The 10,812-nt window shown below is 71.0% G+C and carries 9 protein-coding genes; 1 reads left to right on the top strand and 8 read right to left on the bottom strand.

The genetic code is table 11. The features are described from left to right. Positions 1-119: 119 nt before the first annotated feature. Positions 120-2,681 carry an aminopeptidase N gene (gene pepN / locus ACZ4SA_RS08585; protein WP_468271203.1) on the bottom strand — a complete coding sequence of 854 codons (2,562 nt, stop codon included), beginning with the start codon at positions 2,679-2,681 and terminating at the stop codon, positions 120-122. A 116-nt stretch (positions 2,682-2,797) separates the two neighbouring features. Between pepN and ACZ4SA_RS08580 the strand changes: the two genes are divergently transcribed. Then, positions 2,798-3,436 carry a mycothiol-dependent nitroreductase Rv2466c family protein gene (locus ACZ4SA_RS08580; protein WP_468271201.1) on the top strand — a complete coding sequence of 213 codons (639 nt, stop codon included), beginning with the start codon at positions 2,798-2,800 and terminating at the stop codon, positions 3,434-3,436. A 125-nt stretch (positions 3,437-3,561) separates the two neighbouring features. Here the strand turns inward: ACZ4SA_RS08580 and ACZ4SA_RS08575 are convergent, their stop codons facing one another. From ACZ4SA_RS08575 to ACZ4SA_RS08545, 7 genes are all read right to left on the bottom strand, one after another. Continuing rightward, positions 3,562-4,197, bottom strand: coding sequence for a superoxide dismutase (locus ACZ4SA_RS08575; protein WP_468271199.1), 636 nt, complete (start codon positions 4,195-4,197; stop codon positions 3,562-3,564). Positions 4,198-4,490: 293 nt separating this feature from the next. Beyond that, the gene (locus ACZ4SA_RS08570) at positions 4,491-5,897 is read right to left on the bottom strand and encodes an FGGY family carbohydrate kinase (RefSeq protein WP_468271197.1); all 1,407 of its coding nucleotides are present in this window, start codon (positions 5,895-5,897) and stop codon (positions 4,491-4,493) included. 68 nt (positions 5,898-5,965) lie between these two features. Beyond that, positions 5,966-6,982, bottom strand: coding sequence for a 2-hydroxyacid dehydrogenase (locus ACZ4SA_RS08565; RefSeq protein ID WP_468271195.1), 1,017 nt, complete (start codon positions 6,980-6,982; stop codon positions 5,966-5,968). Continuing rightward, positions 6,979-8,052, bottom strand: coding sequence for an ABC transporter ATP-binding protein (locus tag ACZ4SA_RS08560; protein WP_468271193.1), 1,074 nt, complete (start codon positions 8,050-8,052; stop codon positions 6,979-6,981). The genes ACZ4SA_RS08565 and ACZ4SA_RS08560 overlap by 4 nt, the downstream gene beginning before the upstream one ends. Further along, complete coding sequence (locus ACZ4SA_RS08555; RefSeq protein WP_468271191.1) at positions 8,049-8,846, bottom strand: DeoR/GlpR family DNA-binding transcription regulator; 798 nt, start codon at positions 8,844-8,846, stop codon at positions 8,049-8,051. The genes ACZ4SA_RS08560 and ACZ4SA_RS08555 overlap by 4 nt, the downstream gene beginning before the upstream one ends. Beyond that, positions 8,843-9,979: an ABC transporter ATP-binding protein gene (locus tag ACZ4SA_RS08550; protein WP_468271189.1), complete on the bottom strand. Its 1,137-nt coding sequence runs from the start codon at positions 9,977-9,979 to the stop codon at positions 8,843-8,845. Before ACZ4SA_RS08550 ends, ACZ4SA_RS08555 begins: the two co-directional genes overlap by 4 nt. After that, positions 9,976-10,806 (bottom strand): carbohydrate ABC transporter permease, encoded by an 831-nt coding sequence (locus ACZ4SA_RS08545; RefSeq protein WP_468271188.1) that lies wholly within the window; start codon positions 10,804-10,806, stop codon positions 9,976-9,978. Before ACZ4SA_RS08545 ends, ACZ4SA_RS08550 begins: the two co-directional genes overlap by 4 nt. Between the last annotated feature and the right edge of the window lie 6 nt (positions 10,807-10,812).

Raw genomic sequence — 10,812 nt, 5'->3', positions numbered from 1 at the left:
GGGGGACCTGGTTTTTAGTGGGGGGCAGGGGCATGGTTGGGGGAAGGACCCAAACGGGTTCCGTCGTTTAAAGCTTCCTTCGGGGTCCCGGGGGCCCCCCCCCCCCCCCCCCCCCGCCGTCACTGCCCGTCGCGCGCCTGCGCGCGCCCCGCTCGCGTGAGGTCGTCGCGGGACTCGGCCACCAGCCGCCGCAGCGCCGGCGCCGCCGATTCGTGCGCCGCCAGCCAGGCGTCCGTCGCGGCGAGCGTCGGGGACGGGTCCTGCAGCGACGGGTACAGGCCGCGCACCACGTCCATACCGATCTGGATGGACCGCTCCGACCACAGCCGTTCGATCGCCTCGAAGTACTTCGGCGTGAAGGGAGCCATCAGCTCCCGCTGCGACGGCTGCACAAAGCCCGAGATCGTCGCCTCGACCAGCGCGTTGGACAGGTTGTCCGACTCGACGACCGCCGCCCACGCCTGGTCCTTGACCGCCGCGGACGGGCGGGACGCCAGGCAGCGCACCTCGTGCCGCTTGCCGGACGCCGTGTCGTCCCGTGCCAGTTCCGCCGCGATCGCGGACTCGTCGGCCACCCCGTGCGCGGCGAGCGGCTCCAGGAACGACCAGCGCAGTTCCTGGTCGACGTCCAGGCCGTCGATCTTCGCCGTGCCGTCCAGCAGCCCGGTCAGCAGCTCGAAGTCCGTGTCGGCCGCGGCGACCGACGCGAAGAAGCGCGCCCACGTCAGCTGGTGCTGGCTGCCCGGCTCCGCGGCCTGGAGTTCGCGAAGCGCCCCGGCGGCCAGCAGCCGGCCGCCTTCCTCGCGCCAGGCGGGGGCCGTGTAGTGGACGAGCGCCGACCGGGTCCACGCCTGCAGCATCTGCAGCACACCGATGTCCGACTCGCGTCCGGCGAACCGCAGCACCAGGCCGATGAAGTCCCGCGCCGGCATCAGCGCGTCCCGCGTGAGGTTCCACAGCGCCGACCAGCACAGCGCCCGCGCCAGGGGATCCGTGATGGCGCCGAGCGACGAACGCAGCGTCTGCAGCGACGCCTCGTCGAAGCGGATCTTGCAGTAGGTGAGGTCCTCGTCGTTGACCAGGACCAGGCCCGGCCGCTCCGCGCCCGCCAGCTCGGGCACCACGGTCCGTGCCCCCGTGACGTCCACCTCGGCGCGCGCGTACCGCACGAGCTCCGTGCCTTCGGTCCGGTACAGGCCGACCGCGATCCGGTGCGGCCGCAGCGTGTCGCCGTCCTGGAGCACGGCCAGTTCCGCGAGCCGGCCGTCCTCGCCGTACGAGATCTCCGGTGTCAGCGAGTTGACGCCCGACGTCTCGAGCCAGGACCGCGACCAGGTCTTCATGTCCCGCCCGGAGGTCTCCTCCAGCACGGACAGCAGGTCGCCCAGCCGGGTGTTCCCGTACGCGTGCCGCTTGAAGTAGCGTCGGGCGCCTTCCAGGAACGCGTCCCGCCCCGCGTACGCCACCAGCTGCTTCAGCACCGACGCGCCCTTGGCGTAGGTGATGCCGTCGAAGTTGAGCTTGGCGTCCTCCAGGTCACGGATGTCGGCCGTGACGGGGTGGGTGGACGGCAGCTGGTCGGCGCGGTACGCCCATGCCTTGCGGTTGTTGGCGAAGGTGACCCATCCGTTGGTGAAGCGCGTCGCCTCCACCAGCGACAGGGAGCCCATGAAGTCGGCGAAGGACTCCTTCAGCCACAGGTCGTCCCACCACTGCATGGTGACGAGGTCGCCGAACCACATGTGCGCCATCTCGTGCAGGACGACGTTTGCCCTGCGCTCGTACGACGCCTGCGTCACCTTGCCGCGGAAGACGAACTCCTCGCGGAAGGTCACGCAGCCCGGGTTCTCCATCGCGCCGATGTTGTACTCGGGTACGAACGCCTGGTCGTACTTGCCGAACGGGTACGGGTAGTCGAAGTGCTCGTGGAAGAAGTCCAGGCCCTGCTTGGTGACGAGGAAGATGTCGTCCGCGTCGAAGTGTCTGGCGAGCCCCTTGCGGCACATCGCGCCGAGCGGGATCCGCAGCATCGTCCCGTCGGGCAGCTCGCGCTCGTACAGATCGGTCTCGTAGTGGTACGGGCCGGCGACGACCGCCGTGATGTACGTCGAGATCGGCGCGGTCTCCGCGAAGCGCCACACCCCGTCCTCGGCACGCGCCCCCTCGCGGTTGCTCCACACCGTCCAGCCCTCCGGGGCCGTCACCTCGAAGCGGAACGGCGCCTTCAGGTCGGGCTGCTCGAAGTTGGCGAAGACCCGGCGGGCGTCGGCAGGCTCGTACTGGGTGTAGAGGTACACCTCGCCGTCCTCGGGATCGACGAAGCGGTGCAGTCCCTCGCCGGTGCGGCTGTACGCGCACTGGGCGTCCACGACCAGCACGTTCTCCGCGGCCAGGCCGTCCAGCGCGATCCGCGAGCCGTCGAAGACGACGGCCGGGTCCAGCTCCTCGCCGTTGAGGGTGACGGCCGTCACGGCGGGGGCGAGCAGGTCCACGAAGGTCGACGCGCCGGGCTCCGCGGTGCGGAAGCGGATCGTGGTGACCGATCGGAAGGTGCGCGGCCCGGACGGGTCCTCGGGCTCCCCGACGGCGGAACGCACATCGAGGGCCACCTCGTACCCGTCGACGGACAGCAGTCCGGCCCGGGTGCGGGCCTCGTCGCGGGACAGATTCTCACCGGGCACAAGCACTCCTTCGTGTCTCGTTCGAACAGGAGCGATCCTCCCACGGGAATCGGAGGGGCCGACGGCTGCGTTGCCCAGGGAGGCGCGCAGGGCGCCACCCCCTCCCGAGGAGTGATATGTCGCACGACGGCAAGACGCCCGTGGACTTCTGGTTCGACCCGCTGTGCCCCTGGGCCTGGATGACCTCCCGCTGGATGCTCGAGGTCGAGAAGGTCCGCGACGTGGAGGTGCGCTGGCATGTGATGAGCCTCGCCGTCCTGAACGAGGACAAGCTCGACGAGCTCCCCGAGGAGTACCGCGACATGCTGGAGAACAAGGCGTGGGGCCCGGTGCGGGTCGTCGTCGCCGCCCAGCAGGAGCACGGCGACGAGGTGGTCGGCAAGCTCTACACCGCGCTCGGCACCCGCTTCCACAACGAGGGTCAGGGCCCCGTGCGCGAGGCCGTCGTCGCGGCGCTCAAGGACGTCGGCCTGCCCACATCCCTCGCCGACTTCGCCGACAAGGGCACCTACGACGCCGAGCTGCGCGCCTCCCACAAGGAGGGCATCGAGAAGGTCGGCCAGGAGGTCGGCACACCGGTCATCGCCGTGCCCGGTGCCGACGGCGAGCAGATCGCCTTCTTCGGCCCGGTCGTCACTCCCGCCCCCAAGGGCGAGGAGGCGGCCAAGCTCTGGGACGGCACGCTGATGGTCGCCTCGATCCCGGGCTTCTACGAGATCAAGCGGACGCGTACCCAGGGGCCGATTTTCGACTGACCCGGCCCGTGTGCGAAACCTGAGTGCCCCCGCGAGTCCTGTCCTCGCGGGGGCACTCCTTCTTCCGCCTGCCCGGTGAAGGTTGAGAAGACGATCACGAGCAGGACGTCTCCCGGATGTCCGGGTCAGGGGGCGATCAGCGGCGTGCGGTCCTTCGCCCCGGCGTGGCGCTTCGCCACGTCCTGCCAGTTCACGACCTGCCACATGGCGTCGATGAAGTCGACCTTCTGGTTCTTGTACTGGAGGTAGAAGGCGTGCTCCCAGGCGTCGAAGACCAGGATCGGCACCGTCCCCTGGCCCACGTTGCCCTGGTGGTCGTAGACCTGCTCGACGATCAGCCGGCCGCTGACCGGCTCGTACGCCAGCACGCCCCAGCCCGAACCCTGCGTCGTCGCGGACGCCTTGGTCAGCTGTGCCTTGAACTTGGCGAACGAGCCGAACGACTCGGCGATGGCGTCCGCGAGGTCGCCCACGCCGTCCTTCTCCAGCGGCTCGCCGCCGCCGTCGCCGGTCATGTTGTGCCAGTAGATGCTGTGCAGGATGTGGCCGGAGAGATGGAACGCGAGGTTCTTCTCCAGCCCGTTGATCGAGCCCCAGGCCTCCTTGTCGCGGGCCTCCTCGAGCTGCTCGAGGGTGTCGTTGGCGCCCTTCACGTACGCGGCGTGGTGCTTGTCGTGGTGGAGCTCGATGATCTCCGGGTTGATGACCGGCTCGAGCGCCGCGTAGTCGTACGGAAGTTCAGGAAGCGTGTAGATGGCCATGGTCCGGTGGTCCCTCCGACTGCCAGCGGCTTATTGCAAATCTTATGCAACTGCACGTTAGCAGCAGAAGGGTCCGATGTTGATCAGGCGTTGGTCCTGGGCCCTGGCCCAGTCCTACGTCCTGCCCAGGTGCTCACGGCGTGCGGTCACCGCCAGGTCCGGGAAGCCGGTGACCACCGGGTCCACGCCCCGCAGCAGGCTGGACGCCCGGGTACGACGTGGGGGGGCCTGCGCACACGCTCGTCATATGGGATTGCCTCCCGGCGGCTGCCGGGAGGCCGTTCGGCGGCCGGTCAGGTCAGGCGCGCCCGCGAGCGCGCCGCCGCCAGCCGTTCGAGGTGCTCCTCGTAGGCCTTGGCGTAGTACGCGGCCCGGGCCGGGTCCGGCGCGACCACGGCCGTGGGGGCCGTCCAGGCAGCGGCGTCCAGCTCGACGCCGTGCCGGCGGGCGGAGGCCAGGACCGCGCCGCGGGCGCCCACTTCGCCCTCCACGATGCGCAGTTCGTGTCCGAGGGCGTCGGCGAACAGCCGCATCCAGGCGGGGGAGCGGGTGCCGCCGCCGCAGATCGCGAGGGAACCGGTCAGGCCCGCCGCCTCCAGGCAGTGCCGGGCGGCGAAGGCGATGCCCTCGCAGGTGGCGCGGACCAGGTCGGCCTTGGTCGACTCCAGGCTGACGCCGGAGAGTTCGGCGCGCAGCCGGGGTTCGACGAAGGGGGCGCGTTCGCCGGACGGGGCGAAGTACGGCAGCACCCGCACGCCGTGCGCGCCGGGCGGGGTTCCGGCCAGCAGCGCGTCGACGTCCGCGTGCCGTACCCCGGTGGTGGTGAGCACCCAGTCGAGGGCGGCCGTGCCCACCATGGCGGGCATCGCGCGCAGGAAGTGCCCCGGACGGTCGGTCGAGATGGAGAGGCCCGCGGGCTCGCCGTCCAGATCCGCCTCGCGGGTCGCGACGAGCGAGGCCAGGCACGTGCCGACGATCAGCAGGCCGTCGCCGGGCGCGGTCACCCCCGCGCCGAGCGCGCAGGCGGGCAGGTCGTAGGGGCCGTTGGCGATCGGGGTCCCCGACGGCAGAGTGCCGGTGGCGAGTGGGTCGCTGACGGGGGCGAGCAGCGAGCGCCGGTGGGCGAGGCCGAGCGTGTCGACGACGTCGTCCGCGTAGCGGCGGGAATGCGGCTCGAGGAACGGCATCGACGCGTCGGAGACATCCGTGGCACGGACGCCGGTCAGCCGCTGGAACACCATGTCCTTGCAGTACAGGGCGGTGACGGCCGCATCCAGCGACTGCGGCTCGTGGCGCTCCAGCCAGGCCAGCACGGGGCCGGGACAGCCGGGGAACATCGCGCTGCCGGTACGCCGGAAGACCGTCTCGAAGACACCCGACGCGAGCCATTCGTCGACGAGTTCATGGGCGCGGCCGTCCATCCAGGAGATCGCCGGGCGCACCGGTCGGCCCTCGGCGTCGACCAGCCACACTCCGTCGCCCTGGCCGGTGAGCCCGACCAGTTCGACGGGTCGGCCGCCGGACGTCAGGGCGCTCAGGACCTCCTCGACCGCCCCGAACACCTCGTCCATGTCCTGCTCGACACGACCGCCGCGGATCTCCAGGCCCACCGGCCGTGACTCGACGGCCAGCGCCGCGCCGGTGGAGTCGAAGGCCGCGGCCTTCACCACGGACGTGCCCACATCGATGCCGATGAACATGCGGCGGTTCTCCTCACGTCGGACTCGCGTGCGGGCCGACCCCGGCCTCGGGCCCGGCCGGGGTCGGTTCAGGTCGTCAGGCAGTGCGCGAGCGGCTCTCCTCGCACATAGCGCTCCACCTCCGCCGCCGCGATCGCCGCCGCCTTGTGGGCCACGGCCCGGCTCGCGCCGCCCAGATGCGGCGTGAGTACCAGGTTCGGTGTCCTCAGGAGCCGGGAACCGGGCTCCGGCGGTTCCTGCTCGTAGGTGTCCAGGGCTGCGGCCGCCAGCTGCCCGCCGTCCAGGGCGTCGCACAGTGCGTCGGTGCGTACCAGGCCGCCTCGCGCCGCGTTCACCAGCACGGAACCCTTCGGCATCAGCGCCAGTTCGCGGGCGCCGATCAGCCCCCGGGTCTCCGATGTCAGTCGCGCGTGCAGCGTCACGACGCGGGAGCGGGCCAGCAGCGCGTCCAGGGAGACGGCGCGCATGCCGTGCACATCGCCTCGCACATACGGGTCGTACACCTCCACCTCGGCGCCGAACGCGGACAGCACCCGGGCGACCCGGCTGCCGACCGCGCCGTAGCCGATCAGCCCGACGGGTGTGTCCTCCAGCTCGGGGCCGCACCGGTCGTAGGTGTAGTACGAGGCGTCCCACCGGCCCTGCCGGGCCAGGGAGTCGTGTGCGTCCGGAATGCCGCGCAGGGCCGCCAGCATCAGCCCGATCGTGAACTCGGCGGTCGCCGCCGCGTTGCGCCCCGGCGCGAAGCAGACCTGTACACCCCTGGCGCGCGCCGCCGCGAGGTTCACATTGACCGGCCCGCCGCGGCACACGGCGATCATCCGCAGGGCGGGCGCGGCGGCCAGCACCCGTTCGGTGAACGGCGCCATCTGGGTCACGCACACCTCGACGCCGTCGAGGGCCTCGATCAGCGCGTCCTCGGCGTCGCTCGCCTCGTCGACCTCCGCCACCTTGCCGAACGGCTCCAGCGGCCAGGGCAGGGGGAGTTCGGACAGATGCAGGGGAGTGTCGTCGAGCCTGCGGCGCAGGGCCTCGGCGATGAGCGTGTTGAGGACGAAGTGGTCACCGGCAGCCAGGACCTTCATTGCAGGGCGTCTCCCGTCTCGGCGTCGAAGACATGTGTGAGCCTGCGGTCGGCGGTCACATGGACGGCCGCGCCGCGTTCGAGGCGGACCTCGGGTCCGGTCTGCACCACGAGCGGCCGGTCCACACCCGTCAGGGCGAGCGTGGCGATGCCCGCCTCCAGCAGCGGCTCATGGGCGCTGACGGTGGCCCGTACGCCGTCGTCCGTCAGGCGCAGGTCCTCGGGGCGCACGCCCAGCACCACGGAGCGGCCGGCCGGCAGGGCCCGTGGCAGCGGCAGGCGCACGGCGTCGGAGAGCCGCAGCCCGTCGTCCTCGACGACGCCCGGCAGCAGGTTCATCGCCGGCTCGCCGACGAAGTCCGCGACGAACAGGTTCGCCGGCGCGTCGTAGATCTCCTGCGGGGTGCCCAGCTGCTGGATCACCCCGTCGTTCATCACCGCGATCCGGTCGGCCAACGACAACGCCTCCTCCTGGTCGTGGGTGACCAGGATCGTCGTGTGCCCCAGGTCTTTCTGGATCCGCTTGAGTTCGCGGCGGGTCGTGTCGCGCTGCGCGGCGTCCAGATGGGACAGCGGCTCGTCGAGCAGCAGGACGTCCGGCTCCCTGATCAGCGCCCGGGCCAGTGCGACCCGCTGCTTCTGGCCGCTGGAGAGCCCGGAGGGACGGGCGGCCAGCAGAGCTGAGATGCCGATGCATTCCGCCATGGCGGTCACCCGGCGCGCGATCTCGGCCCGCCCGAAGCGGCGTCGCGCGGACAGGCCGAAGGCGAGGTTCTCCGCGACCGTCAGCGGCGGGTAGAGCGCGTAGTTCTCGAACGCAACCCCGATGTTGCGCCGCTGGGCGGGCAGGTGGACCACGGACGTGCCGCCCACGCGGATGTCGCCGGCGGTGACCTGCTCGAGGCCCGCGATCATCCGCAGTGTCGTGGACTTGCCGCAGCCCGACGGGCCGAGCAGCCCCAGCAGCTCGCCGGAGCGCAGCCGCAGATCGATGCCGCGCACCGCGTCGACCGACGGCCGCCCTCTTGCGGTGTATGTCTTGCGCAGCTCGTGCAGGGCCAGTTCAGTCATGGCCGGTCACCGCCCACCTCGCACACCTGGTAGGGGACCTTGTGCTCGTCGAGCTCGCGCAGGGCGTCGGCCGGCGCGCCGCCGTCGACGAGCACCAGGTCGAAACGGGAGAGCGGGGCGAGCCGGTGCAGCGCCACCCGGCCCAGCTTGGAGTGGTCGAGGAGCAGGACGTTCTTAGCGGCCGAGTCGAGCATGGCGCGCTTCACGGACACGATGTGCTGCTCCTGGTGGTAGGCGAAGCCGCCGGAGACGGCGGAGGTGGAGGTGAAGCAGATGTCGACCTGCAGCGACTGGACGGCCTCCACGCAGGACACGCCGAGGAAGGAGGAGTGCAGCGGGTCGTAGTCGCCGCCGAGCGCCATCAGGTGGATGCCGCGCTCGGTGGAGAGCAGGGTCAGCGCCTCGAGGAAGTTGGTGACGACGGTCAGCGGGGTGATCGCGCCGAGTCGGCGGGCGATCTCCAGCGTGGAGGTCGAGTCGTCGAGCATCACGGCCATGCCGGGCTCGATGAGGGTGAGGGCGTGCGCGGCGACGGCCGCCTTCTCCTGCCGCATCGTCTTCAGCCGGTAGGCGACGTTCGACTCGAACACGCCGGACGGCTGGGCGGTCACGCCGCCGCGGAACTTGCGGACGATCCCCTGGCGTTCGAGCTCGTCCAGGTCGCGGTGGATGGTCATCAGACTGACGTCGAACCGTTCCGCGAGCTCGGCCGCGGTCCCCTCGCCCTGGGCGAGGACGTACTCGGCTATCGCCGCCTGGCGGGGAGCGGGGCCACGCTGCGCTTGGGTGCTCATGAGATGTTTCCTTCGATCCTTCGTCCTGGTCCCTGCGGCCCGTCGGCCTCGAACAGCAGCAGGTTCTCAGGCCGTGCGGCCGGCCGGACAGGATCGTCAGTACGCAGCCCCACGGCATCGGACCGCGGCACGACGAGCGATACGTGCTGCGCGCCGATGCGGACGGTGACCTCGACGGCCCGGCCGAGCGTCTCGGTGACGTAGACGGTGCCGGTGAGCCGGAAGCCGGAGCCCGAGTCGGAGCCGCCGAGCGTCAGGTCACGCGGTCGTACGCCCAGCTGTACGGGGGTGCCGGGCGGCGCCGCCACCAGCGGCGCGCCCTCGCAGTCGCCGTCCACCGACCGGAATCTTCCGTCGCCGCCGACCGTGCCCGGCAGCAGATTGATCCGCGGCCGGCCGAACGACCGGGCGACGAAGGTGTCGTGGGGCCGGTGCCAGATGTCCTCGCGCGTCCCGCCCTGCACGATCCGCCCGTCCCTGATCACCCCGATCCGGTCGCCGAGCGCCAGCGCCTCCACCGAGTCGTGGGTGACGTACAGGGTGGTCGTGCGCTGCACGGCGCCGATCGCCCTGAGTTCGGCGCGCATCGCCTGGCGCAGCTTGGCGTCCAGGTGCGAGAGCGGTTCGTCGAGCAGGAACGCCCGCGCCGGCCGTACCAGGACCCGGCCGAGGGCCACCCGCTGGCGCTGCCCGTTCGACAGTTCGCCCACCGGGCGGTCCAGCAGTCCGGCGATGCCGAGCAGTCCGGCGACCTCCCCGATCCGCTCCCGGGCCGCCTTCGCGGGGAGGCGATGGCGCGGCGAGCGGAGTGGGGAGGCGAGATTGTCGTAGGCGGTCCGGTGCGGATACAGGGCGTACGACTCGAAGCACATCGCCACGCCCCGGACGTACGGCTCGACGCCCGTCATGTCCTCGCCGTCGAGTTCGACCCGGCCGGCCGTGGGCTGTTCGAGACCCGCGACGGTCTTGAGGGTGGTCGTCTTGCCCGCGCCCGACGGGCCGAGGAGACAGTAGAACTCGCCCGGCGCGACCTCGAGTTCGAGACCGTCCAGGGCCGTCGTACGCCCGTAGGTCTTGCTGACGCCTCTGAGCGCGATCGCGGGTGGGACGACCGTCCCGGCGGGTGCCGTCATGACTTCACCGCGCCGAAGGACAGCCCGCGCACCAGATAGCGCTGGATGGTGAGGGCGAGCAGCAGCGGCGGGACGACCGAGACGAGCGCGGCGGCGGCCGTCAGGTTGTACTTGGGGCGGTCGCCGCCGAGGAAGGACAGCGCTCCGACTGTTACGGTCTGCGCCTGCGACGAGGTGAGGATCAGCGGGAAGACGAAGTTGTTCCAGGCGAAAATGAACGCGAGCAGCGACACAGCCGCGATCCCCGGCTTCACCAGCGGCAGCGCGACCTTGAAGAACGCCTGCTTGCGGGTGTAGCCGTCGAGCAGCGCGGCCTGCTCCAGCTCGGGTGAGAGGTCGGAGAAGTACGAGCGCATGATCCATACGATCAGCGGCAGCGTGACCAGCTGGAGCACCCACACCATACCGACGTACGTGTCGAAGAGCCCGAGCTGCTGGTAGAGCACGAACAGCGGGATGATCACGGTGAGTTCGGGGGCGAAGCGGAACGAGAGCAGTGTGAACATCAGGTTCTCCGAGCCGCGGAACCGCCAGCGGGCGGCGGCGTACGCGGCGGGCAGCCCGATCGCCAGGGACAGCAGCACCGCGCCCAGCGACACCACGAGGCTGTTGACGAAGAACCGCACGAACGGCACGCCCTGGTCGTCGCCCGCGCCCAGCACCGTGCGGTACGAGTCGAGCGTCGGCGTGAAGGAGAAGTAGGTGCTGAACAGCTCCTCCGCCGGCTTCAGCGAGAGGATCACCATCCAGGCGACGGGGAACAGCGCGAAGACGAAGTAGAGGATCAGCGCACCGTCCGCCGCCACGGCGACGAGCCTGCGTTTCACGGTTCC

It is taken from the genome of Streptomyces sp. NPDC027962 (assembly GCF_055566095.1).
This window is presented reverse-complemented; position numbering and strand designations above follow the sequence as displayed.